General features: G+C 63.2%; 25 protein-coding genes. 15 read left to right on the top strand and 10 right to left on the bottom strand.

What is annotated here, in order from left to right; genetic code table 11:
- Positions 1-47 precede the first annotated feature (47 nt).
- On the bottom strand, positions 48-1,232 hold the full coding sequence (locus LB566_RS01875; protein ID WP_224622750.1) for a cystathionine beta-lyase: 1,185 nt from the start codon (positions 1,230-1,232) through the stop codon (positions 48-50).
- 589 nt (positions 1,233-1,821) lie between these two features.
- On the opposite strand from LB566_RS01875, the gene LB566_RS01870 reads away from it, so the two are divergent.
- The 5 genes from LB566_RS01870 to LB566_RS01850 all read left to right on the top strand — a co-directional run bounded on the left by LB566_RS01870 (position 1,822) and on the right by LB566_RS01850 (position 6,859).
- Positions 1,822-2,850, top strand: coding sequence for an amino acid ABC transporter substrate-binding protein (locus LB566_RS01870; protein WP_140549226.1), 1,029 nt, complete (start codon positions 1,822-1,824; stop codon positions 2,848-2,850).
- Between the two features lie 65 nt (positions 2,851-2,915).
- The gene (locus LB566_RS01865) at positions 2,916-4,103 is read left to right on the top strand and encodes an amino acid ABC transporter permease (RefSeq protein WP_140549225.1); all 1,188 of its coding nucleotides are present in this window, start codon (positions 2,916-2,918) and stop codon (positions 4,101-4,103) included.
- Between the two features lie 4 nt (positions 4,104-4,107).
- Entirely contained in the window at positions 4,108-5,265 is a 1,158-nt protein-coding gene (locus LB566_RS01860; RefSeq protein ID WP_140549224.1) for an amino acid ABC transporter permease, read from the top strand.
- 69 nt (positions 5,266-5,334) lie between these two features.
- Positions 5,335-6,084, top strand: coding sequence for an amino acid ABC transporter ATP-binding protein (locus tag LB566_RS01855; RefSeq protein ID WP_181172374.1), 750 nt, complete (start codon positions 5,335-5,337; stop codon positions 6,082-6,084).
- A gap of 115 nt (positions 6,085-6,199) precedes the next feature.
- The gene (locus LB566_RS01850) at positions 6,200-6,859 is read left to right on the top strand and encodes a TIGR02117 family protein (protein ID WP_224622747.1); all 660 of its coding nucleotides are present in this window, start codon (positions 6,200-6,202) and stop codon (positions 6,857-6,859) included.
- A 92-nt stretch (positions 6,860-6,951) separates the two neighbouring features.
- Here LB566_RS01850 and LB566_RS01845 read toward each other — a convergent pair whose 3' ends face one another.
- Both LB566_RS01845 and LB566_RS01840 read right to left on the bottom strand, forming a co-directional pair.
- Positions 6,952-8,187: an FAD-dependent monooxygenase gene (locus LB566_RS01845; protein ID WP_224622745.1), complete on the bottom strand. Its 1,236-nt coding sequence runs from the start codon at positions 8,185-8,187 to the stop codon at positions 6,952-6,954.
- Positions 8,188-8,205: 18 nt separating this feature from the next.
- Positions 8,206-8,451, bottom strand: a complete 246-nt coding sequence (locus tag LB566_RS01840; protein WP_140494310.1) for a zinc-finger domain-containing protein — start codon at positions 8,449-8,451, stop codon at positions 8,206-8,208.
- A gap of 200 nt (positions 8,452-8,651) precedes the next feature.
- Here LB566_RS01840 and LB566_RS01835 point away from each other — a divergent pair, with 200 nt between their 5' ends.
- Together LB566_RS01835 and ppx are read left to right on the top strand one after the other, a co-directional pair.
- Positions 8,652-10,844 carry an RNA degradosome polyphosphate kinase gene (locus tag LB566_RS01835; RefSeq protein ID WP_224622743.1) on the top strand — a complete coding sequence of 731 codons (2,193 nt, stop codon included), beginning with the start codon at positions 8,652-8,654 and terminating at the stop codon, positions 10,842-10,844.
- Positions 10,844-12,379 carry an exopolyphosphatase gene (gene ppx / locus LB566_RS01830; RefSeq protein ID WP_224622741.1) on the top strand — a complete coding sequence of 512 codons (1,536 nt, stop codon included), beginning with the start codon at positions 10,844-10,846 and terminating at the stop codon, positions 12,377-12,379. Before LB566_RS01835 ends, ppx begins: the two co-directional genes overlap by 1 nt.
- Before the next feature lie 4 nt (positions 12,380-12,383).
- On the opposite strand, the gene LB566_RS01825 is transcribed toward ppx, so the two are convergent.
- The 5 genes from LB566_RS01825 to LB566_RS01805 form a co-directional block, all read right to left on the bottom strand.
- Positions 12,384-12,788, bottom strand: a complete 405-nt coding sequence (locus LB566_RS01825; protein WP_224622739.1) for a DoxX family protein — start codon at positions 12,786-12,788, stop codon at positions 12,384-12,386.
- A gap of 164 nt (positions 12,789-12,952) precedes the next feature.
- On the bottom strand, positions 12,953-13,375 hold the full coding sequence (locus tag LB566_RS01820; protein WP_224622737.1) for a DoxX family protein: 423 nt from the start codon (positions 13,373-13,375) through the stop codon (positions 12,953-12,955).
- 179 nt (positions 13,376-13,554) lie between these two features.
- Complete coding sequence (fumC, locus tag LB566_RS01815) at positions 13,555-14,952, bottom strand: class II fumarate hydratase (protein ID WP_224622736.1); 1,398 nt, start codon at positions 14,950-14,952, stop codon at positions 13,555-13,557.
- 142 nt (positions 14,953-15,094) lie between these two features.
- Positions 15,095-15,868: an SDR family NAD(P)-dependent oxidoreductase gene (locus LB566_RS01810; RefSeq protein WP_224622734.1), complete on the bottom strand. Its 774-nt coding sequence runs from the start codon at positions 15,866-15,868 to the stop codon at positions 15,095-15,097.
- A 219-nt stretch (positions 15,869-16,087) separates the two neighbouring features.
- Positions 16,088-16,870 (bottom strand): NIPSNAP family protein, encoded by a 783-nt coding sequence (locus LB566_RS01805; protein WP_224622732.1) that lies wholly within the window; start codon positions 16,868-16,870, stop codon positions 16,088-16,090.
- A 117-nt stretch (positions 16,871-16,987) separates the two neighbouring features.
- Here LB566_RS01805 and LB566_RS01800 point away from each other — a divergent pair, with 117 nt between their 5' ends.
- Together LB566_RS01800 and LB566_RS01795 are read left to right on the top strand one after the other, a co-directional pair.
- Positions 16,988-17,653: a TetR/AcrR family transcriptional regulator gene (locus tag LB566_RS01800; RefSeq protein ID WP_224622730.1), complete on the top strand. Its 666-nt coding sequence runs from the start codon at positions 16,988-16,990 to the stop codon at positions 17,651-17,653.
- Between the two features lie 109 nt (positions 17,654-17,762).
- Positions 17,763-18,896: a metallophosphoesterase gene (locus LB566_RS01795; RefSeq protein WP_224622728.1), complete on the top strand. Its 1,134-nt coding sequence runs from the start codon at positions 17,763-17,765 to the stop codon at positions 18,894-18,896.
- A gap of 127 nt (positions 18,897-19,023) precedes the next feature.
- Here LB566_RS01795 and LB566_RS01790 read toward each other — a convergent pair whose 3' ends face one another.
- Positions 19,024-19,380, bottom strand: a complete 357-nt coding sequence (locus LB566_RS01790) for a hypothetical protein (protein WP_224622726.1) — start codon at positions 19,378-19,380, stop codon at positions 19,024-19,026.
- Here LB566_RS01790 and LB566_RS01785 point away from each other — a divergent pair.
- The 6 genes from LB566_RS01785 (at position 19,379) to LB566_RS01760 (ending at position 21,794) form a co-directional block, all read left to right on the top strand.
- Positions 19,379-19,588, top strand: a complete 210-nt coding sequence (locus tag LB566_RS01785; RefSeq protein ID WP_010915421.1) for a cold-shock protein — start codon at positions 19,379-19,381, stop codon at positions 19,586-19,588. The two genes, LB566_RS01790 and LB566_RS01785, sit on opposite strands and share 2 nt — an antisense overlap.
- A gap of 331 nt (positions 19,589-19,919) precedes the next feature.
- On the top strand, positions 19,920-20,147 hold the full coding sequence (locus tag LB566_RS01780) for a hypothetical protein (protein WP_224622724.1): 228 nt from the start codon (positions 19,920-19,922) through the stop codon (positions 20,145-20,147).
- The gene (locus LB566_RS01775; protein ID WP_224622722.1) at positions 20,147-20,551 is read left to right on the top strand and encodes a hypothetical protein; all 405 of its coding nucleotides are present in this window, start codon (positions 20,147-20,149) and stop codon (positions 20,549-20,551) included. The genes LB566_RS01780 and LB566_RS01775 overlap by 1 nt, the downstream gene beginning before the upstream one ends.
- Before the next feature lies 1 nt (position 20,552).
- Positions 20,553-20,720: a hypothetical protein gene (locus tag LB566_RS01770; protein WP_181172353.1), complete on the top strand. Its 168-nt coding sequence runs from the start codon at positions 20,553-20,555 to the stop codon at positions 20,718-20,720.
- A gap of 4 nt (positions 20,721-20,724) precedes the next feature.
- Positions 20,725-21,108, top strand: coding sequence for a YkgJ family cysteine cluster protein (locus tag LB566_RS01765; protein ID WP_224622720.1), 384 nt, complete (start codon positions 20,725-20,727; stop codon positions 21,106-21,108).
- A 74-nt stretch (positions 21,109-21,182) separates the two neighbouring features.
- The gene (locus tag LB566_RS01760; RefSeq protein WP_224622718.1) at positions 21,183-21,794 is read left to right on the top strand and encodes a LysE family translocator; all 612 of its coding nucleotides are present in this window, start codon (positions 21,183-21,185) and stop codon (positions 21,792-21,794) included.
- Between the two features lie 100 nt (positions 21,795-21,894).
- Here LB566_RS01760 and LB566_RS01755 read toward each other — a convergent pair whose 3' ends face one another.
- Complete coding sequence (locus LB566_RS01755) at positions 21,895-22,173, bottom strand: hypothetical protein (protein ID WP_140549208.1); 279 nt, start codon at positions 22,171-22,173, stop codon at positions 21,895-21,897.
- Between the last annotated feature and the right edge of the window lie 15 nt (positions 22,174-22,188).

The following is a 22,188-nucleotide window of genomic DNA, read 5'->3' as shown; positions in this document are numbered from 1 at the left end:
CGCGTCAAGGCGTTGCGGGCGTTGCTGGTATGGTCCGGAAGGTCGCGTCAGGCCGCTGCGGCGGCGGCGAGCCCGCGAAGAATATCGGTCATGAGGTCCTCGACATCCTCGAGGCCGATCTGCAGACGAATCAACGGCCCTTGATAGGGGCCCTTGGCAACGACGCGGTCGCCGAGCCAGACCGGCACGGCAAGGCTCTCGTAACCGCCCCAGGAGTAGCCGAGACCGAAGATCCGCAATGCGTCGAGGAACGCGTGCTGCTGTTTCTGGCCGCCGCCGGCAAGCACGATGGAAAAGATGCCGCTGGAGCCGGAAAAATCACGCTTCCACAGCGCGTGGTCGGGATGGCTGGGAAGGCCGGGGTGGAGCACGCGCGCCACGCCCTTCTGGCCTTCCAGCCATGCCGCGATGGCAAGCGCGCTGCGCTGATGGTGATCGAGGCGCACGCCCATGGTGCGCAGGCCGCGCAGCACCTGGTAGACGTCGTCGGGTCCGGCGCAGCAGCCAAGCGTGCAGAAGCTTTCATACAGCTGTTTCCAGCAGGCCTCGGTGGCCGACACCGTACCCAGCAGCACGTCCGAATGACCGGCGGGATATTTCGTCGCCGCATGGATCGAGATGTCGACGCCATGGTCGAGCGGACGGAAATAAAGCGGCGTCGCCCAGGTATTGTCCATCATGACGATGGCACCGGCGGCGTGCGCGGCCTTGGCGATGGCTGGTATGTCCTGCACCTCGAAAGTGTTTGAGGCCGGCGATTCCGTGAACACCACCTTGGTGTTCGGCTTGATCAACGCGGCGATGCCCGCGCCGATGCCGGGAGCATAATACTCGACCTCGACGCCGAGCCGCTTCAGCATCGTGTCGGCGAAGTTGCGCGTCGGATGATAGACGCTGTCGACGATCAGCAGGTGGTCGCCCGCCGAAACGAAGGCGAGCAGCGGCACCGTCACCGCCGCCAGGCCCGACGGGACCACGATCGTGCCGGCCGACCCCTCCAGCGCGTCTATGGCCTGGGCCAAGGCGTCGGTGGTCGGTGTGCCGCGCGTGCCGTAGGTGTATTTCTGGTCCCGTCCAGCCATCGAGGCGGCATTGCGGAACAGCACCGTGGAGGCGTGCACGACAGGCGGATTGACGAAGCCGAAATAGTCGTGCGGGTTGTTGCCTGAATGGGCAAGCCGCGTGTTGATGCCCGTTTTGCCAGTCACCGGCTCGTTGCCGTCTTTTGCCATTCGTCGTCGCCTTTTTGGTAAGCCGCTAGCCATAGTGCGGCGACATGGACCGCGCAACAGCCTGCTTTCGCCAGGAGCCGGACTTCGAATGTGCCAATTGCCGAGCCGCCGCGGGCCGACTGCAAGCGGCAATGCCGCGGCCAGAAAGCCTGCCGACGGCAGCGGCATGCGTCGCTTGATAGCGCAAAGCGCACCTCGCCATAAGCCAGATCCAGCCAGAGGGCGCAGACATCGGCACGCAACCGGCCGGCGGAGCACAGTAACGCAGAGTAATCCCGGCGGATGGATTTTTGCCGACAGAGCGCAGCCTGGCGTAGGGCGAGCTTCGCCGGCTTTATTCGCCCTTGTGACTAAATTGCGGGCGCGTTTGTCTGCGATTCAGGCAATTGCGGCAAACGATTTTCAAACCCATCCGAATTCGGTCATTTTCCTTGACCTCACAGGAATTATCGCCTTCGATGCTGTTCGTGAATGGGAGGCGGCGCGTCGACTGCGATGCGGGGTTCCGGAAATGGGCTGGAACGGAAAGCTGCGTTCACGCGGGAAAAAAGATCAGGTTTACCTGAAAACAGAAAAGGGTCTGTGGGTCATGAAACACATTGCAATCGGCATCCTTGGGGCCGCCGCGCTTGGAGCCGTGGCGTCAACGGCTTCAGCCACCACGCTCGACACGGTTAAGCAGAAGGGCTTCATCCAGTGCGGCGTCTCGACGGGCCTGGCCGGTTTCTCGGCGCCGGACGACAAGGGTGACTGGCAAGGCATCGATGCCGATTTCTGCCGCGCCGTGGCGGCAGCCGTCTTTGGTGACGGCTCCAAGGTCAAGTTCACGCCGCTCAGCGCCAAGGAGCGCTTCACCGCGCTGCAGTCGGGCGAGATCGACATCCTGTCGCGCAACACCACCTGGACCATAAACCGCGACACGGCGCTTGGCCTGAACTTCATCGGCACCACCTACTATGACGGCCAGGGTTTCATGATCAACGCCAAGAAGCTGCCGGGCGTCAATTCGGCGCTTCAGCTGTCCGGCGCCGCCGTCTGCGTGCAGAGCGGCACCACCACCGAGCTCAACCTCGCCGACTACTTCAAGGCGAACAAGATGGAGTACAATCCGGTCGTTTTCGAGAAGCTCGAAGAGGTCAACGCGGCCTATGATGCCGGCCGCTGCGACGTCTACACCACCGACCAGTCGGGCCTTTACGGCATCCGCCTGACGCTGGGTTCGCCGGCCGATCACGTCGTGCTGCCGGAGATCATCTCCAAGGAGCCGCTCGGACCGGCGGTGCGCCAGGGCGACGACCAGTGGTACCATATCGTCAAGTGGACCTATTTCGCGCTGCTCGACGCGGAGGAACTCGGCATCACCAAGGCCAATGTCGACGAGATGAAGAACTCGGCCAGCCCTGAGATCAAGCGCGTGCTCGGTCAGGAAGCCGACACCAAGATCGGCACCGATCTCGGCGTCTCCAACGACTGGGTCGTCAACATCGTCAAGGCGGTCGGCAATTACGGCGAAATGTTCGACCGCAATGTCGGCTCGGGCAGCCCGCTGAAGATCGCCCGCGGCATCAACGCGCTGTGGACCAAGGGCGGCCTGCAATACGCTCCGCCGATCCGCTGATCGAAATGTGATCCGGAAGGCAGAACCATCTGCCTTCCGGTTTCTCTTTCACAGGGGACGGTGATATGGCATCGCAGGAAATCCTTCGCGAGGACACAAGTCGCGGCTCCTTTATCAACGACCCGAAAGTCCGCAGCCTCTTCTTCCAGACACTGGTCGTCGTCGTCCTGTTCGGCTCGGTCTGGTGGATCGTGCAGAACGTCATCGACAATCTGCAGCGTCTTCACATCGCCTCCGGTTTCGGCTTCCTCAGAGGCCGCGCCGGATTCGACATCTCGGACACGCCGATCGCCTACACGTCCGATTCGACCTATGGTCGCGCCATCATTGTCGGCCTGATCAACACCATCATCGTCGCCGTGGCCGGCATCGTCACCGCGACCATCATCGGTTTCGTCATCGGCATTGGCCGGTTGTCGCAGAATTGGCTGATCCGCAAGATCTGCACGGTCTATGTCGAGATCTTCCGCAACATCCCGCCGCTGCTGGTCATCTTCTTCTGGTATTCGGGCGTGCTGGCCGTGCTGCCGCCGCCGCGCGAGAGCTATAATCTTCCGTTCGGCTCCTTCCTCAACCAGCGCGGCTTCTATTTCCCGCGTGCCGTCTGGGGCGAGGGTTCCTGGCTGATCTTCGTCGCGTTCATCGTGGGCATCGCCATGGCCTGGTTCGTCGCCCGCAAGGCGCGCCAGCGGCAGATGGCGACGGGTCAGCAGTTTCCCGTGTTCTGGACGTCCGTCGCGCTGATCGTCGGCCTGCCGCTGCTCGCCTACGCGCTGAGCGGGTTTCCGCTGAGCTTCGATTTTCCCAAACAGTCGACCTTCAACCTGACCGGCGGCTTCCAGGTCAAGCCGGAGTTCCTGTCGCTCTATCTGGCGCTGTCCTGCTACACAGCGGCCTTCATCGCCGAGATCGTGCGTGCCGGCATCAGGGGTGTCAGCAAGGGCCAGACCGAGGCCGCCGCCGCACTTGGCCTGCGCTCGGGATCGATCCTGCGGCTGGTCGTGGTGCCGCAGGCCATGCGCATCGTCATCCCGCCTTTGACCAGCCAGTATCTCAACCTGACCAAGAACTCCTCGCTCGCCATCGCCATCGGCTATCCGGACCTGACGGCGACCGCCGGCACGGTGCTCAACCAGACCGGCCAGGCGGTCGAGGGCGTGCTGATCATGATGATCGCCTATCTCATACTCAGCCTGGTGACCTCCGCCGTGATGAACGTGGTCAATGCCAGAATGGCGCTGGTGGAAAGGTAGGGCCATGCAGGAACACGACATGTCCTGGGTGCGCACCGAAATGGCCCTGGCGGAGCCGGCGCCGATCAGCGAGCGTGGCCTGTATGCCTGGGTCCGCAAGAACCTCGTCGGTTCGGTCGGCGACACCATCCTCACCATCCTCGGCATCATCATCGTCGCCTGGGTCCTGCCGCAGGTCATCAACTGGGCCTTCATCAATGCCCAGTGGACCGGGCCGGACCGGACCGTCTGCGCGACCGTGGCGCAGGGCGGCATCCAGCCCGACGGCTGGAGCGGTGCCTGCTGGGCCTTCGTCAACGCCAAGTTCGGCCAGTTCATGTTCGGCACCTATCCGGTCGAGGAGCGCTGGCGGCCGATCCTGGTCGCCATCCTGTTCGCGGCGCTGCTGGTGCCGATGCTGATCCCCAGCGTGCCGCGCAAGGGCCTGAACGCCATCCTGCTGTTCCTGGTACTGCCGATCGTCGCCTTCTTCCTTCTGGTCGGCGGCGTGTTCGGCCTGCCGCATGTCGAGACCTCGCGGTGGGGCGGACTCCTGATCACGCTCAGCCTGTCCTTCGTTGGCATCGCCGTGTCGCTGCCGCTGGGCACCGTGCTGGCGCTCGGCCGGCGCTCCAAGATGCCGATCGTCAAGATGTTGTGCATCATCTTCATCGAAGCCGTGCGCGGTATCCCGCTGATCACAGTGCTGTTCTTCGTCAGCGTCATGCTGCCGCTTTTCCTGCCGGCTGGCGTCACCTTCGACAAATACCTGAGGGCCCTGATCGGCGTGTCGCTGTTTGCCGCCGCCTATATGGCCGAGGTGGTGCGCGGCGGCCTGCAGGCGATCCCCAAGGGCCAATATGAGGGCGCCGATTCGCTCGGCCTCGGCTATTGGCAGAAGATGGGACTGATCGTGCTGCCGCAGGCGCTGAAGCTGGTCATTCCCGGCATCGTCAACACGTTCATCGGCATGTTCAAGGACACCAGCCTGGTCCTCATCATTTCGATGTTCGACCTGCTCGGCGTGGTCAAGCAGAACTTCTCGGACGCCAACTGGGCGACGCCGCAGACCGCGAAATCCGGTCTCGTGTTCGCCGCCTTCGTGTTTTGGCTGTTCTGCTTCGGCATGTCGCGCTATTCAATGTATACGGAACGCCGGCTCGACACCGGTTACAAACGATAAAAAGGGGATTGATTCATGGCCACCGAAAACGCCGTCAGCGCGGAAGAGATCAAGGTCAATGCCGCGAAGATGCACATCTCGACCACCGATGTCGCCATCGACATCATCGCCATGCACAAATGGTATGGCGAGTTCCATGTGCTGAAGGACATCAACCTCAAGGTGATGCGCGGCGAGCGCATCGTCATCTGCGGCCCGTCCGGCTCCGGCAAGTCCACCATGATCCGCTGCATCAACCGGCTCGAGGAACATCAGAAGGGCAAGATCTTCGTCGACGGCAAGGAATTGACCAACGATCTCAAGAAGATCGACGAGGTCCGCCGAGAGGTCGGCATGGTGTTCCAGCACTTCAACCTGTTTCCCCACCTGACCATCCTGGAGAACTGCACGCTGGCACCGATCTGGGTCCGCAAGACGCCGAAGAAGCAGGCCGAGGAAATCGCCATGCATTTCCTCAAGCGCGTCAAGATCCCCGAGCAGGCCAACAAATATCCGGGCCAGCTCTCCGGCGGCCAGCAGCAGCGCGTGGCGATTGCCCGTTCGCTGTGCATGAACCCGCGCATCATGCTGTTCGATGAGCCGACCTCCGCTCTCGACCCGGAAATGATCAAGGAAGTACTGGAGACCATGGTTAGCCTTGCCGAGGAAGGCATGACCATGCTGTGCGTCACCCACGAAATGGGCTTTGCGCGGAAAGTCGCCAACCGGGTGATCTTCATGGATCAGGGCCAGATCGTCGAGCAGAACACGCCGGCCGAGTTCTTCGATCACCCGCGCCACGAGCGCACGAAGCTGTTCCTGTCGCAGATATTGCACTGAGCGCGCTGTTTCGTCGAAATGGAAGGAGCCCGGCCGCCACGGTCGGGCTTTTTCACATTTGGCCGACCGGATCGTTTCGATTGAAACGTGATGGAATCGCAAGAACTATGCCCGGATGAGAAAACGCCTTCGTTTGCTGGCCGTGCTGGTTGCCGCGGTGGTGCTGGTCGCGGCACTCGGCACGCTGGTGCCGCGACCGCTCTGGCCGGCTGCCGCGGCCGGCGAGGGCGTCAGGCACATTCTGGTGCTGAGCAATCCGATCCACACCGACATCGCCATTCCCGTCGATGACGGCGTGCGCCGGCGCTTTCGCTTCCTCGCCGCTGCCGGCCAGCCTTCCGATGCGCCCGAGGTGCGCTACATCGTCTTCGGCTGGGGCGGCCGCGCCTTCTACCTGGAGACGCCGACCTGGTCGCAGCTGAAGGCGATGCCCGTATTCAAGGCCTTGACGCTTGACGCTTCAGTGATGCACGTCGAGGTCGCCGGCGATATCTCCGGACCCGATGTCGCCGGCTTCGACATCCCGGAAGACCGTTTTGCCGCATTGCTCGACTTCATCGATGCGAGCTTTCAGCAAGGACCAGGCGGGCCGATCGTCATCGCCGGGGCCGCCTATTCCGATTTCGACCGCTTCTATGAGGCGAACGGCCATTTCAATGCGCTGGCCGGCTGCAACACCTGGACGGCCGCCGCCTTGCGAACCGCCGGCCTGCGCACCGGTTGGTGGAACCCGCTGCCGGTCTCGCTCGACCTGTCGATGCGGCTGTATAATTGATGATCCGGCCATCAGCCGATGTCACATGGCTGAAGAGCGCAGTTCAAAACATGGGCGCTGTCCCGCCAGCCTGTCGCGGCTGCGTTTCACCGTCACACAATTTTCCGCTCCTCCCATCCATAGAGCCAGTCCAGATCCGCCGCGAGCTTCTCCGCCGGCCGCGTCGCCAGGATCAGGTTGCGGGCGATCGCCACCGGGCCCGAGGCATGCCAGGCGAGGCGATTGAGGGCTCCACGCCGGATGACCTTGGCGACGCGCGGTCGCCGCAGGTTCTCCCATATGCTCAGGCTTTGGGCGGGATTGCCCGGGAAATCGGCAACCAAACCGGCAAGCGTGGCGGCATCCTCGATCGCCATCGCGGCGCCCTGTGCCGCAAACGGCGTCATGGCATGCGCTGCGTCGCCGACCAGCGCGATGCGGCCCGACCTTACCCATGGCTGCTTCTGATCGACCGTATGGACCGGCCAGGCCGCCCACGGGCCGGCCAACTCCGCAAGCCTTGCCAGCGCCGGCGCGGTGCGGCGCATGGCGCCGGCCAGGATTGCGGGATCGGCATGGCCGGACCAGCTTTCGGCGATGCGCTCGCCCTTGGTGAAAGCGACGAGGTTGATGGCGCTGCCCTTGCTGACGGGGTAGGCGACCATGTGAAAGCCGGGATGCAGGAAGGTGGTGACGCAGTCCGGTGCACCGATCTCTGCAAAAGCTTGCCCGGCAGGACCGTCTGCGCTGACGGTTGCCCGCCAGGCCAGTTCGCCGGAGAAGTGGCTTTTCGCAGGCCTGGGTTTCCTTCGTTGGTCTGCAAGTGCGCGCACCGACGACCAGACGCCATCGGCGCCGACCAGAAGGAAACCTTCCGCCGCGACGGGCCTGCCACCCACATCGGCTGCCGCGGTGATGCCGGAACTGCTGGTCGCGACGCTGCCAAGGCGCGCGCCGGTGGTGAGATGAACATGCGGCATGGCAGCAACGCGCGCCATCAGCGCGTTTTGCAGGTCCGCTCGATGCGCCACGAGGTAGGGCGCACCCCAGCGCGCCTCGCCGGCTTGCCCAAGCGGCACGCGCGCCAGTTCACGCAGACTTGCGGCATCCTTCAGCACCACGGCTTCCGGCTTGACGGCATTGGGAAGAAGTACGTCGAGTACGCCGAGCCCACGCAGGATGCGCGTGGCGTTGGGCGAAAGCTGGATGCCGGCGCCCGCCGCCTCGAGGCGCTGCGCCTGTTCGAAGATCCGTACGGGATATCCGCGCTCGGCGAAAGCCAGCGCCGCGGTCAGCCCGGCAATACCCGCCCCGGCGATGATGACTTGCCGGGACTGTGCGTCTGCCATTGGCCCGGCCGCTGAAGGTCAGGCGGCCTGGTCGATGTAGAGGCAGCCGGCCGGCAGCGTTTCCATCGCCGTCAGCTTCGGCGAATAGCGGTAGAGCGTCGAGCAGTAGGGGCAGACTTTCTCATTGTCGTCGCCCATGTCGAGAAACACATGCGGATGGTCGAAGGGCGGGTTGGCCCCGGTGCACATGAATTCCTTGACGCCGATATCGATCGCCGGATGGCCCGCATCGTTCTGGAAATGGGGAATGGAACCGCCTGCCATCGTCGTCTCCTTTAGCGCAGTCTGCTCAGCGTTTGGATCATAACCGGCCTGTTTGCAAGTTCGATGAAATGAAACTGTCGCAAAAGCCTGTCAGAGGATAAGTTAAGCCGGTTAACCGGCTGGAGCATCGCAGCCAGGCGCAACAGCCTGGGCGCCGCCCGAAAGCGGCGAAGCAACCAGACGTGGGAAGAGCAGGAACCATGAACGAATTGAAGCCGGTCCAGAGCGAATTCATCAATGCGGAAGCGGCAAGCCCGGAAGGCAATCCGGATCGTTTCGTCAATCGCGAGTTCTCCTGGTTGCAGTTCAACCGCCGCGTGCTCGAGGAATCGCAGAACACAAACCATCCGCTGCTGGAGAGGGTACGTTTCCTGTCGATCTCCGCAGCCAATCTCGACGAGTTCTTCATGGTGCGCGTAGCCGGTCTCGCCGGCCAGGTTCGCGAAGGCATCGTGTTGAGAAGCCCGGACGGGCGTACCCCCGAACAGCAGCTCGAACAGCTGCTGCGCGAGGTCGAACGGTTGCAGGAAGACCAGCAGAAAAGCCTCTCGGCGCTGACCGTGCTGCTCAACAAGGAAGGCATCGAGAGCATCACCCGCGACGCGCTGACGAAGGACGAGAAGGCCTGGCTGGAGGAGCACTTCCAGGATCAGGTGTTTCCTGTTCTCACGCCATTGTCGATCGACCCGGCGCACCCATTCCCGTTCATCCCCAATCTCGGCTTCTCGATGGCGCTGCAGCTTCGCCATCGCAAGAACGGCGAGGAGATGAGCGCGCTCCTGCGCCTGCCGGTGGCGCTGAAGCGCTTCATCCGCCTGCCGGACCGCAAGCACCATGTCCGCTTCATCCCGCTGGAAGAGGCGGTCGGCCTTTACATCGGCAAGTTGTTCCCGGGATACGAGGTCAAGGGCTCCGGCACGTTCCGCATCATCCGCGACAGCGACATCGAGGTCGAGGAGGAATCGGAAGATCTCGTGCGCCTGTTCGAGACCGCGCTGAAGCGCCGCCGCCGCGGCTCCGTCATTCGCATCGAGTTCGACATGCTAATGCCGGCCGAACTGCGCGAATTCGTCGCCGGCGAACTCGGCGTTTCGTCGAGCCGCATCAGCGTCCTGACCGGCCCGCTGGCGCTCAGCCAGATTTCGGAGATCGTGGCCGTTGCCCGCGACGACCTCAAATTCACGCCCTACAATCCGCGTTTCCCCGAGCGCATCCGCGAGCATGGCGGCGACTGCTTCGCCGCCATCCGCGAGAAGGACATCATCGTCCACCATCCCTACGAATCCTTCGACGTGGTGGTTCAGTTCCTGCGCCAGGCGATGGCCGACCCGGAAGTGGTGGCGATCAAGCAGACGCTTTACCGCACCTCCAATGACAGCCCGATCGTGCGTGCGCTGGTCGACGCGGCCGAGGCCGGCAAGTCGGTGACGGCCCTGGTCGAGCTCAAGGCCCGCTTCGATGAGGAGGCCAACATCCGCTGGGCGCGCGACCTCGAACGCGCCGGCGTCCAGGTCGTGTTCGGCTTCCTCGAGCTCAAGACCCACGCCAAAATGTCTCTTGTAGTGCGGCGCGAGGACGGCAAGCTGCGCAACTATGTGCATCTGGGCACCGGCAATTACCATCCCGTGACCGCGCGCATCTACACCGACCTGTCCTTCTTCACCACGGATGCCACGATCGCGCGCGATGTCGCCCAGCTTTTCAACTTCATCACCGGCTATGCCGAGCCGACCGCGGAAATGCGGCTGGCGATCTCGCCCTTCACGCTGAGGAACCGTATCCTGCAGCACATTTCCGATGAGGTCGCCCATGCACTCGAGGGACGGCCGGCACGCATCTGGATGAAGATGAACGCCCTTGTCGATCCGATCGTCATCGACGCGCTCTACGACGCCAGCCGCGCCGGCGTCGAGATCGACCTCGTCGTGCGCGGCATATGCTGTCTGCGGCCGCAGGTACCGGGCCTGTCGGAAAACATCAGGGTCAAGTCGATCGTCGGCCGTTTCCTCGAGCACAGCCGCATCTATTGCTTCGGCAATGGCCATGGCTTGCCGTCGGACGAGGCGGTCGTCTACATCTCCTCGGCCGACCTCATGCCGCGCAATCTTGACCGTCGCGTCGAGACCATGGTGCCGATCACCAACCCAACTGTGCATGAACAGGTTCTGGGCCAGATCATGCTCGGCAACATCATGGACAATCAGCAAAGTTTCGACGTATTGGCTGATGGAACCTCCCGGCGCGTCGTGCTCGAGGAGGGCGAGGAACCGTTCAACGCACAGGAATATTTCATGACCAATCCGAGCCTGTCGGGACGGGGTGATGCGCTGAAATCGCATGCGCCGAAGCGGATCGCGCAATTCAAGCGCCGCAAGAAGAACGCCGCCGCCTGATGCTGTCCGATTCCCAGGGCCGGCTGCAGGATCGCCGACCGCTGTCCATCATCGACATCGGCTCGAATTCGATCCGCCTTGTCGTCTATGAGGGGCTGGCGCGCTCGCCGACCATGCTGTTCAACGAAAAGATGCTGGCGGGCCTCGGCCGCGGCATCGTGTCGACGGGGAAGCTCGACCCCGAGGGCGTGACACGGTCAATGGAGGAGTTCCGCCGCTTCCGCGCGCTCTCCGACCAGGCCGGCGCCGAGCACATGTACGTGCTGGCGACCGCGGCGGCCCGCGAGGCCGTCAACGGCCCCGATTTCATCCACCGCGCCGAAGACGTGCTCAAGACCGAGATCCGCGTGATCAGCGGCCGCGAGGAAGCCTATTATTCCGCGCTCGGCGTCATCTCCGGCTTTCATCCGGCCAACGGTATTGCGGGTGACCTCGGTGGCGGCAGCCTTGAACTGGTCGACGTCAATGGCGAAGCGATCGGCGACGGCATAACGTTACCGCTGGGCGGCCTGCGCCTGCAGGACATGGCCAAGAACTCCCTCACGCAGGCGGCGAAAATCGTGCGCGACGAGCTGGGGCGGGCGAAGCTGCTGAAAGGCGGGCAGGGCAGGCCTTTCTATGCCGTTGGCGGCACCTGGCGAAATCTCGCCCGGCTGCACATGGAGATGACCAACTATCCGCTTGGCGTCATGCACCACTACGAGGTCGGCGTCGAAAGTGCCGCCAATTTCCTGCGGCAAGTGGCGAAAGGCGAGATCGAGAAGATCAAGGGCATCGAGGGCGTTTCGAAGAACCGCCGCTCGCTCCTGCCTTACGGCGCCATCGTGCTGCAGGAAATCATGGCGGCGATGCAGCCGTCGAAGATCATCGTCTCGGCGCTCGGCGTGCGCGAAGGCTTCCTCTATTCCCTGCTCGACCAGGCCGAGCAGAAGGCCGATCCGCTGATCTCGGCATCGGAGGAACTCGCCCGGCTGCGCTCGCGCTCGGTCACCCATGCGCATGAACTCGTCGACTGGACGGCCAGGACCTTTGCCGCTTTCGGCATCGACGAGACCGAGGACGAGGCGCGCTACCGCCACGCCGCGGCATTGCTGGCCGACATCGGTTGGCGCGCGCATCCCGAATATCGCGGCAAGCAATCGCTCAACATCATCGCGCATGCCTCCTTTTTCGGCGTCGACCACCCTGGCCGCGCCTATCTGGCGATGGCCAACGCGTATAGGCACGACGGCATCTTCAACGAAGCCATCGCGCCCGAGATCAAGGCGCTGGCGACACCGCGCTATCTGGAGCGGGCGCGGGTGCTGGCGGCGTCGATGCGCGTCGTCTACCTGCTGACCGCCTCGATGCCCGGCGTCATGCCCAGGCTGAAATGGGAACAGCGCGGCAATGGCGTGCTGGCGCTGGTCTTGCCGGCATCTCTGGCAGATCTCTATGGCGAGCGGCCCGCCGGGCGCTTGGCGCAACTGGCGCGAATTACCGGCCGCCGCCTGGTGCTGGCGGTCGAAGGCGGCCCGAGCGTTTCGGTGAAGTAGGGCCTCACGCCGAACCGCGGCCGTCGATCGACCAGGCGCCGGCCCCGGCCATCGCCAGCGCCAGGAAACCGCCCGCAATGGCGATGTCCTTCATCAGCATCTGCGAATGCAGCAAGGCGAGCATCGCGTCGTCGCCGCCTTGGCCGTAATGGCCGATGAAACCAGCGACGATGCAGAAGGCGGCGAGCAGCAGCGCAACGATCCTGGTCTGGAAACCGACCAGGATAAGCAATCCGGCGATCAGCTCGAACAAGCCGGTTCCCCAGGCGGCAAGCGTCGGCAACGGCAGGCCGAGGCCGGAGAAATAGCCCGCCGTGCCGGCAATGTCGCTCAAGGCATGAAAGCCGGACGGGACAAACAATGCGGCCAGCAGCAGCCGGGAAAGCAGAAGCAGCGCGTTGCGAGGCATGTTGGTTATCCTCCATCGTCGGCGTCGCCGGCTCTGCTCGACCATCCCGATTCTAGCAGAAATTGCCGACTGGCGGAAAATTCCGGCCGGTATATCCCGACAACGAAAAGGCGGCGCGGAAAATTCCGCGCCGCCTTTTGGTTCAGCTATTTGCCAGGGTGGCTTCAGCCGCGCTTGGCGTCGATCGAATAGGCGCCGGCGCCTGAGGAAGCCAGCACGAGGAAGCCGCCGGTGATCGCCAGGTTCTTCATGAAGTTGATCATCTGCATCTGGTCGGCCCAGCCGGTGTGGGCGACCAGGGCCGTGGCGACGGTGAAGATCGCCAGCACCCAGGCGGCAATCCGGGTCTGGAAGCCGACGAGAATGGCCAGACCGCCGAGCAGTTCGATGAGGCCGACGACGAGGGCCGTCACGGTCGGCAAGGGCAGGCCGAGGCCGCCGAAATAGGCCGCGGTGCCGGAAAGGGCGCTGAGCTTGCCGAAACCGGAAAGCAGGAAAATGACCGCGAGCAGGATGCGGCCGAGCAGGATCGTGACAGAACTGTTGGACGCGGTGCCGGTGCCGGCGAAGGAAGTGTTGGTGGACATGGTGGCTCTCCGAATAGGTTGATCGCCCGTCAGATAGACCATGCCGACTGTTCACCAAAGCCGCCTGTCTGGCGACACATTGTTCACAGTGCATACATTTCCGTGAACCGGTGAAAAACGGAAATTCGTGCCGGTTGATGCGGGAGCGGGAGGATATTCTCCCGCCGAAAACAATGCCTTTATCCCGGATGGGTCATATCTTCGGGCCGCACGATCCGGTCATAGTCGGCTTCGCTGACCAGCCCGGTGGCCAGCGCTTCCTCGCGCAGCGTGGTGCCGTTCTTGTGCGCGGTCTTGGCGATCTTGGCAGCGTTGTCGTAGCCGATGGTGGGTGCAAGCGCCGTCACCAGCATCAGCGAGCGGTCGAGGGCCGTCTTGATGTTGTCTTCACGCGCCTCGATGCCGACGACGCAATTGTCGGTGAAGGAGACCGAAGCGTCGGCGAGCAACTGCACCGACTGCAGGAAGTTGTAGGCCATCAGCGGGTTGTAGACGTTGAGCTCGAAATGGCCCTGGCTTCCGGCGAAGGTGAGGGCTGCATTGTTACCGAACACCTGCACGCAGACCTGGGTCATCGCTTCGCACTGCGTTGGGTTGACCTTGCCCGGCATGATCGAGGAACCCGGCTCGTTTTCCGGCAACGACAACTCGCCAAGACCCGAGCGGGGCCCTGAACCGAGGAAGCGGATGTCGTTGGCGATCTTGAACAGCGCGGCGGCAGCGGCGTTGATGGCACCATGTGAGAACACCATGGAATCATGGGCTGCCAGCGCCTCGAACTTGTTCGGGGCAGTGACGAAGGCGATGCCGGTGATGGCGGCGATGCGGTCGGCCACCCGCTCGGCGAAGCCGACGGGCGCGTTGAGGCCTGTGCCGACCGCGGTGCCGCCCTGCGCCAGTTCCTGAAGGCCGGGCAGCGTCAGCTCGATGCGTTTGATCGACGAAGCGACCTGCGCGGCGTAGCCCGAGAATTCCTGGCCCAGCGTGAGCGGGGTGGCGTCTTGCGTGTGGGTGCGGCCGATCTTGATGATATGGTTGAACTCTCTGCTCTTGGCGGCGAGCGCCTTGTGCAGGTGCTTCAGCGCCGGCAACAGGTCATGCACGATGCGCTCGGCGCAGGCGACGTGCATGGCGGTCGGGTAGGTGTCGTTCGACGACTGGCTCATATTGACGTGGTCGTTCGGGTGCACCGGCTTCTTGGAGCCCATGACGCCGCCCAGCATCTCGATCGCCCGGTTGGAGATCACCTCGTTGGCGTTCATGTTGGACTGCGTACCCGAGCCGGTCTGCCAGACCACCAGCGGGAAATGGTCGTTGAGCTTGCCGTCGATGACTTCTTGGGAGGCTTCGACGATGGCCTTGCCGATCGCCGGGTCGAGCCGCTTCAGCTCCATATTGGCTTCCGCCGCCGCCCGCTTGACGATGCCGAGCGCACGCACGACGGATGCCGGCTGCTTCTCCCAACCGATCTTGAAGTTGCCGAGCGAACGCTGCGCCTGCGCGCCCCAATAACGGTCGGCGGCGACCTCGATGGCACCGAACGTATCGGTTTCGGTTCTGGTCTTTGCAGCGCTCACGGCAAGTCTCCGGTCTGTCGATTTGGGCAACGGCGTATCGCGTTGCACAAAACGCATCAAGCGGAGATTGCGGGCGGTGAAGATGCAAATCGGTTGAAGACGGAGCCGATCTCTCCGCTCGCGGGGAGATCGGCTGTCCCGCTCACCCGGCCGTATATCCGCCATCCACCGCGAAAATCCCGCCGCTGGTCCATGCCGCCTCGTCGCTGGCGAGATAGATCGCCATGCCGGCGAGATCCTCAGGGCGGCCAATGCGGCCAAGCGGGTAGCTGCGCTCGACATAGGCCTCGAGCTCAACCTTTGCCTGCGCCGGCAGATTGTCGACGGTCCTGCGCCGCATGGCGGTGTCGACGGTGCCGGGCGCTATGGCGTTGACCCTGATGCCACGCGGACCGAGTTCGAAGGCGAGTGACTTGGTCAGCGAATTCAGTGCGCCCTTCGACAGGGAATAGAGGCTAGACGGCCGGTTGGGGATCATCTTGTTGGCGAAGTAGGAGGAGATGTTGATCACCGATGCGCCGACCGGGAGATGCGGCAACAGCCCTTGCGTGAGGAAGAACGCCGCCGCCACATTGAGCGCGAAAGATTGCTGGAATTGGTCAATGCTGACAGTCTCGAACGGCATGAGATAGGCGACACCGGCATTGTTGACGAGGATGTCGGGTGGTCGGCCGGATCCATTCACGTAGTCGACAACCGCCGCGACGCCGGTGCTGGTGGCGAGGTCGGCCGACAGCGTTTCGACGGCGCCGTTCGGATGGGAAGCCGTGAGTGTTTCGCGGGCCGCCTCGAGTTTTGCGATGTCGCGCCCGATGATCAGGGCCTCGGCACCCTCGCGCAAGAAGGCGTCCGCTATGGCAAGGCCGATGCCGTCCGAACCGCCGGTCACCAGCGCGCGTTTGCCGGAAAGTCTCATTGAACACTCCAAGCCTGTTGGTGACGAGAGCACCGCATATCGGCGGTCGAGGTCAAGCCGGCTGCCTATCCCATGGTATGAACTTCGGCGGCGGCCGGCATCCGGCCAACTGCCGGCGCTTGCATTCGCAAACTGGGCAGCGAGCCAGTGGGCATTTACGCCCGCCTCGATGGAGGGGAGATTCGGTCGAGCTTACGCCGCCTCCGCGCGGACTGGGGATCAGCAACAAAGCCGCGAGCGCGATGTCGCCGACAGGCGCAAGATTTCGGTCGGTCTGGTCAGGTCATGTCGGACGCCGTGCGAGAAGGCCTGCCATGCAGGTGAGGCGGCAAGCGCGGTTTCATGCAGGGCGTGCGCTTCTTCGCCATCAAAACCCATCACGCTGATGAAAACATTCTCAGTCGCTCGCACCGGCAGGCGTGGAAAGCTGTTTTCCGCATGATCCGTGACGAAAGCGGCGAGCAGCCGCGCACCGGGCGACGCCGTCATCGGTGCGACTTCGGCCTCGAAGCGGCTGGCGAACGCGGCCTCTGCGCCCGGCCGCAAATGATAAATCTGGATCACGACAATGCCCGACAACGGGGTGCCTCTACCTGGCTTTTCGTCTGTGGCCAAATCCGCGCGCAAGGCGCCGGAGAGATCGAAGCCAGCCCCGGGCCACGCAGGTTTGAGCAGCAGCACATCGTCGGAATCGATCATTGTGGCGTTGGCGGCATTGCGGTGCGCTGCCCATACCGGACCGTCATAGAAGGCGCTCAGCGCACGTTTCCGCGCCTCCATGTCCTCGAAGCCGCGCAGCCAGACGAACATGTCGGGGCGATCGAGGTCCCGGAACTGGCCGATGATGGTCATCCCGGCCTCTTCCTGGCCTTCGATCAGCTTGCCGTCGAAGAGGTCGATAAGGGTATCGCGCTTGCCGGGCTTCAGCGTGTACTGCCGCAGTTCGACGACCGGGGAGGCGAGCGCTGCCGTCTCCGATGTGGCACTCAGGGGCAGGCTCATAAGCTCGTCTCCAAAACAGGGTGATCATCCTGTTTGTAAAACAGACCGGTTGTCCTGTTTTGTCAATCTGCTACCTTCTTTTTCTTCCCTCCTGGAAGGAGAAGGCGGAGATTCGCGATGGCAGGGCATGCCCAGAAGCGCACCAATGATCCCGAAGGCATGCGCAACAGAGTGCTCGATGCCGCGCAGGAGTCATTTCAGACGCGCGGCTATCACGCCTCCAGCCTCGGCGACCTGATGGCGGCGGCGGGTGTCAGCGGCGGCGCATTGCATCATCATTTCCCGACCAAGAAAGCGTTGGCGCTGGCGGTGATCGAAGAGCGTGTGGCCGCGGCGGTCGAAGAGACATGGGTGGCGCCTTTGCGGGCGGCGGCTTCGGCGCGCGAGGGCGTGCGTGCAGCCTTCGAAGCCGTGGCGGCGGAGCTTGAGCGGCAAGGTTTCGTGCGCGGCTGCCCGCTCAACAACCTTGCGCAGGAACTGTCGCTCGCCGATGCCGAATTGCGCGCCGCCCTTGCCTGCATTTTTGCCGGCTGGCGCCAGGCGATCGCCGACAAGGTCCGGGCCGATCAGCAGGCGGGCAGGGAGCAGGACACCGACCCGCAGCGTTTCGCCGCCCTGGCGGTCGCGGCCTATTCCGGCGCGATGTCGATGGCCAAGACGGCGCAGGATGCCGGCATGTTGCGCGATTGCCTGGCGGGGCTGGAGCAGAATGTCGCCCAAGCTTCGCCCGTGGCTGCAACGAGGCGGCGTCGCAGGATATTGCTGCCACCGGGAAACCTTTGATGCCGAGGACGAGAACGATCCCTACAACTCGGTTCGGTCTGGGGGAGGGCAGCCGTGGGCCGGGCGCTGAACTTTACTGCTGACCGGTGTCCGTGCTGAACTTCAACCCATGATGAAGCGCTTCTCACCAAAATCGGTATCACGACGCCGTTTTCTGGCGCGAGCTGCCGGTCTTGCCACGGCCCTTGCACTTCCACGCCCGGTGCTCGGCCAGACCGGGCAGCGCATTCAGCCTGTCGACGCCACCTTCCTGTTCATCGCCGATGTCCATGCCTGCCGCATGGCCAGCGGCTTGAGCCCCAATTGCCAGCAGGAAGGCAAGACCGATGCTGCCTTGCTGCGCAATGTGGCGGCTCTGAACGGCATTGGCGACAAGACATGGCCCCTCGAGATCGGCGGCGTCCCGACGGGCCTGCGCTCCGCCGGCAGCCGGATAGGCACGCCGCTCGGCCTCGTCGTCGGCGGCGACATGACCGACGATGGTGGCGGCCAGATCACCCAGCCGAGCGAAGGCACGCAATTGCTGCAATTCAGCCAGCGTTACCAGCAAGGCATGGGGCCTGACCGCGTGCATGTTCCAGTCTATGTCGGGCTCGGCAATCATGACCTCGACCAGAACGGCCCGCGGCATCACGTCGACTGGTACCGGCGCGAAATGCGCGACTATGTCGAAGTCAATCACCGTGCCGGCGTGTTCTTCAAGCCGCCGGTTCCGGCCACCGACTATGATGTCGAGACCGACTGCTATGCGTGGGACTGGGGCGGGCTGCATCTTGTCCAGACGCACCGTTTCGCCGGCGACACCGGCCATGGCGCGGACAGCAGCCTGCCCTGGCTGAAGCAGGATCTGGCGACCTATGCGGCGGACGGCCGCCCGGTCATCCTGTTTCAGCATTATGGCTGGGATAGTTTTTCGACTGAGCGATGGGATCCCGCAAAAAAAGCCTTCGACGACGACGGCAAGGGGCCGCCGCATTGGTGGAGCGATGCGGACCGTCAGGCACTGCTTGCAGCTCTGAAGGGCTATAACGTAATTGCCGTCTTCCATGGCCATCGGCACGAGGTGCCGATGATCTATCAGCGCGACGGCCTTGATCTCTTCAAGCCAAAGGCGGCCTATATGGGCGGGTTCGCACTGGCGCGGGTCACCAATGATGGCATGGACGTCGTGCTGGGCGAAGCCAGCGACGATCACGGCGAGGTCACATTCACCAACGCCTTCAGCAAACCGTTTCAGACATGAAAGCCCGCAGCCCCGGACGCTGACTGACGCGATGCGGCGGTGGCTCGGGCGGCGGCTTTCGCTACGAGATCCTGCCGATGACGGCCGCCGTGACGTAAGGGCCGAGAGAAAACGCCCCTCGCACCTTTTATCGTGCGGGGGGCGTCTTTGCCGTCAACTTTTCCTTCGATTGCTCTCGTGAATTGCTGACGACAACCATGAAACGCGCTTCGACCGAAATGGCTCCCGGCGCGTCCGGATTTTTTTGAGGGCTGCCACCTTGTTCAGTGCCCGGTTGGCGTGGACCGTTGCGGCGGATGAGCCAAGAATTGACATGGCCGTTTAAATAGCTTACAAGACCTTTGTCGATATTTGTTGACCGACTTTTGTTATCCGCGTTTTGCAGCGCGCTTTTGACGAACTTCCCACACAAAAAATCGAGACAAACGACGTTATGCATCCGCATGGCGGCGAACGAGTATTTGCCATCGAAAGGGTTCGTCATGAGCACCGGCACAGTTAAATGGTTCAACGCCACCAAAGGTTTTGGTTTTATTCAGCCTGACGACGGCTCTGCCGACGTTTTCGTCCACATCTCGGCCGTAGAGCGCGCCGGCATGCGTGACATCGTCGAGGGCCAGAAACTCGGCTACGAGATGGTCCGCGACAACAAGTCCGGCAAGATGTCGGCCGACCAGTTGAAGGCGGCCTGAAAAAGGATTCAGCCCTCCCGGTGACCACGGATGTACTGGCACCGGTGAATGGCGAATTCGGGCGCATGGCGGCGGAAACCTGAGTTTTCGCACCGCGCGCACCGGGGCGTCCTGTGCATCCACTGGATGCGCGACGCTCTCATGGAAGGTCAGGCGGTGCCTGGCCTTTTTTATTTTACGCGTCCCGCCGCCGAAAATGCGCTGCATCCCGGCCTGAACGTGCTAAGGGACGCTTAAACAATTGATCCGCCGCCCCAATGCTTTTGCGCAGGGTCCTGACTGAAGACCGGTCTTGCCCTATCGGCACGAGACTCCTGACAGGAGAAAGATTTTGACCGCCAATTCGAAAACAGCTGCTGATCAGGCAGTGCCCTTGTTCAGCAAGACGCAAACTCAGTCGATGTCGCTCAACCGCATCATTTCCGAACGCGATGCCGTCACCGAGGCGCGTGAAGCCAAGACCGCGCGGTTGCGGGAACTGCGTCTGGAAAAAGAGGCTGATGAAATGGCTGCGGCGGCCGCCCAGGCGGCGTTGCCGAAACGGGTCGGAAGACGCTGATGGCCACCAAGCGCGTATCTCAGACACCCATCGCCACGGACGCGACCATCGCCGACATGGTCGAAACATTGGACAAGCCGGTCGAATATGTCCGGCGTGTGCTGGAAAAACTCGAACGCTGCAAGCGCGCCCATGGCGATGCACAGGTGCGCGTTGGCGTGCGCGGCCGCGCCGAGTGCCCGAACTATTTGATCGAATATGTCCGGCAAGACGCCAAGACCCGTGAACCGGTGATCCATCAAGACGCCGCCTACAGCGGCAGCACGCATCGCGAATTGGCGCCGCATCACATCGCGGAGGCGAGAAACTGGTCGCCTGAGGAAATGAACATAACGGCGGTTTCGGCTCTGATCGGCCGTTTGCGCAGTCCGCGCACACCGTCGCGCTTCGCCGACGAGGACTGACATGGCCATAAAATTCTCCGCCAAGGACCACCCGCCGGCGCCAGCCGCCGCTGCAAAGCCGGTCAAGCCGGGCGCTGCGCCGAAGGCCGACGCAACTGCCGAGGCCGCGACCGATCTATTCAAGTCGCCGGCCGAGGCGCCGTCCCGCAAGGCAGGCAAGAAGAAATAGCGCCTTGCCGCAAGACGCCGACCGCAATCCTGCCGCGCAGGGGCTGTTCGCCTCGGTGACCGCGGCAGGTCTTTCCTCGTTGCAACGAGACACCGTCCCCGCATTCGATTGCCAGAGCTGCGGCGCCTGTTGTTCCTACTCGGCCGAGTGGCCGCGCTTTTCCACCGAGGACGACGCGCAGCTCGACCGTATTCCTGCCAAGTATGTCGCGGCCGATCTGTCGGGTATGCGCTGCGAGGGCGCGCGCTGTTCGGCCCTCTGTGGCGAAGTCGGCAAGGCAACCGTTTGCGGCATTTACGAGCTTCGCCCGGACGTCTGTCGCGCCTGCATGCCCGGCGACGAGGATTGCCTGATGGCGCGCCGGGCGCACGGGCTGCCTGTCCTCTGAAGCTGACGGCACCGGCTTGTGCGCGGGGATTTCGCTGCTACGCTGGGTCAGGCAGGACAGCGGAGGATCAAATCGTGAGCATCGAATTCTTGTTGACGTCGCTGATCGTGGTGGCTTCGCCCGGCACCGGCGTTCTCTACACGCTGAGCGCCGGGCTTTCCCGCGGCGCCCGCGCCTCAATCGTCGCCGCTTTCGGCTGCACGCTCGGCATCATCCCGCATATGGCTGCCGCCATCACCGGCCTCGCCGCGCTGCTGCACACCAGCGCGATCGCTTTCGAGACGCTGAAATATCTGGGCGTCGCCTATCTCCTTTACATGGCCTGGAACACGCTGAAGGAGAGGGGCGGCCTGAGCGTCGAGGACAATGTCGCGCCGCGTTCCACCGGCAAGGTGATTGCCACCGGCATCCTCGTCAATGTGCTCAACCCGAAGCTGTCGATCTTCTTCTTCGCCTTCCTGCCGCAGTTCGTCAGCACGACCGAGCCGCACGCATTGTCGAAGATGCTGGAACTGAGCAGCGTCTTCATGCTTTTGACCTTCGTCATCTTCGTCGGCTATGGCATCTTCGCCGCCTCGATCCGCAGCCATGTCGCGTCGCGGCCGATGGTGCTGACCTGGATGCGCCGCACCTTCGCCGGCGCGTTCGTCATGCTCGGCGCCAAGCTTGCCCTGGCGGACAGGTAGAATTTGTTCGCCTCGCCTCGGCACGCAATCGATGCCAAACAATGAGAAGGCGAGCCGGGGCCCGCCTTCTTCTGTTCTTCAACTCCGGGCCAGCCGGCAATCACTTGTTCGCGCCGCCGAGCGCCTTCAATTTTTCGCAGAACGGGGCATACGGCTTGCTCATCGCCGCATCCTGGCATTCCTTCATCATCATGGCCTGGTCGTCCTTGGACATTGCTGACCAGGCAGCCTTCATCTCGGCGTCGGATTTCATCGTCTTCATGTTCGCATCGGTGAAGAACGGTTCCATCATCTTGGGCGAGTCGAGCGCCCCGGCAAGTGCCGTGCCGCTGAGGACGGTCAACGCGAGTGCTCCAAAGCAGGCGGTTCTGATGTTCATGACATTAGTCCTCCC

Origin of the sequence: Mesorhizobium sp. CA13, from assembly GCF_020165235.1 — a bacterium.
GTDB lineage: Bacteria > Pseudomonadota > Alphaproteobacteria > Rhizobiales > Rhizobiaceae > Mesorhizobium.
The sequence above is the reverse complement of the archived record's forward strand: the minus strand, read 5'-3'. Positions and strand labels throughout refer to the sequence as shown.

Excerpts from the sequence above, each read along its gene's own strand:
- LB566_RS01850 (WP_224622747.1), top strand. The coding sequence starts at position 6,200 with ATGAGAAAACGCCTTCGTTTGCTGGCCGTGCTGGTTGCCGCGGTGGTG.
- LB566_RS01800 (WP_224622730.1), top strand. The coding sequence starts at position 16,988 with ATGGCAGGGCATGCCCAGAAGCGCACCAATGATCCCGAAGGCATGCGC.
- LB566_RS01860 (WP_140549224.1), top strand. The coding sequence starts at position 4,108 with ATGCAGGAACACGACATGTCCTGGGTGCGCACCGAAATGGCCCTGGCG.
- LB566_RS01785 (WP_010915421.1), top strand. The coding sequence starts at position 19,379 with ATGAGCACCGGCACAGTTAAATGGTTCAACGCCACCAAAGGTTTTGGT.
- LB566_RS01795 (WP_224622728.1), top strand. The coding sequence starts at position 17,763 with ATGATGAAGCGCTTCTCACCAAAATCGGTATCACGACGCCGTTTTCTG.
- LB566_RS01825 (WP_224622739.1), bottom strand. The coding sequence starts at position 12,788 with ATGCCTCGCAACGCGCTGCTTCTGCTTTCCCGGCTGCTGCTGGCCGCA.
- LB566_RS01855 (WP_181172374.1), top strand. The coding sequence starts at position 5,335 with ATGCACATCTCGACCACCGATGTCGCCATCGACATCATCGCCATGCAC.
- LB566_RS01835 (WP_224622743.1), top strand. The coding sequence starts at position 8,652 with ATGAACGAATTGAAGCCGGTCCAGAGCGAATTCATCAATGCGGAAGCG.
- LB566_RS01770 (WP_181172353.1), top strand. The coding sequence starts at position 20,553 with ATGGCCATAAAATTCTCCGCCAAGGACCACCCGCCGGCGCCAGCCGCC.
- ppx (WP_224622741.1), top strand. The coding sequence starts at position 10,844 with ATGCTGTCCGATTCCCAGGGCCGGCTGCAGGATCGCCGACCGCTGTCC.
- LB566_RS01845 (WP_224622745.1), bottom strand. The coding sequence starts at position 8,187 with ATGGCAGACGCACAGTCCCGGCAAGTCATCATCGCCGGGGCGGGTATT.
- LB566_RS01805 (WP_224622732.1), bottom strand. The coding sequence starts at position 16,870 with ATGAGCCTGCCCCTGAGTGCCACATCGGAGACGGCAGCGCTCGCCTCC.
- LB566_RS01820 (WP_224622737.1), bottom strand. The coding sequence starts at position 13,375 with ATGTCCACCAACACTTCCTTCGCCGGCACCGGCACCGCGTCCAACAGT.
- LB566_RS01810 (WP_224622734.1), bottom strand. The coding sequence starts at position 15,868 with ATGAGACTTTCCGGCAAACGCGCGCTGGTGACCGGCGGTTCGGACGGC.
- LB566_RS01840 (WP_140494310.1), bottom strand. The coding sequence starts at position 8,451 with ATGGCAGGCGGTTCCATTCCCCATTTCCAGAACGATGCGGGCCATCCG.
- LB566_RS01775 (WP_224622722.1), top strand. The coding sequence starts at position 20,147 with ATGGCCACCAAGCGCGTATCTCAGACACCCATCGCCACGGACGCGACC.
- LB566_RS01870 (WP_140549226.1), top strand. The coding sequence starts at position 1,822 with ATGAAACACATTGCAATCGGCATCCTTGGGGCCGCCGCGCTTGGAGCC.
- LB566_RS01755 (WP_140549208.1), bottom strand. The coding sequence starts at position 22,173 with ATGAACATCAGAACCGCCTGCTTTGGAGCACTCGCGTTGACCGTCCTC.
- LB566_RS01790 (WP_224622726.1), bottom strand. The coding sequence starts at position 19,380 with ATGACGAACCCTTTCGATGGCAAATACTCGTTCGCCGCCATGCGGATG.
- LB566_RS01865 (WP_140549225.1), top strand. The coding sequence starts at position 2,916 with ATGGCATCGCAGGAAATCCTTCGCGAGGACACAAGTCGCGGCTCCTTT.
- LB566_RS01875 (WP_224622750.1), bottom strand. The coding sequence starts at position 1,232 with ATGGCAAAAGACGGCAACGAGCCGGTGACTGGCAAAACGGGCATCAAC.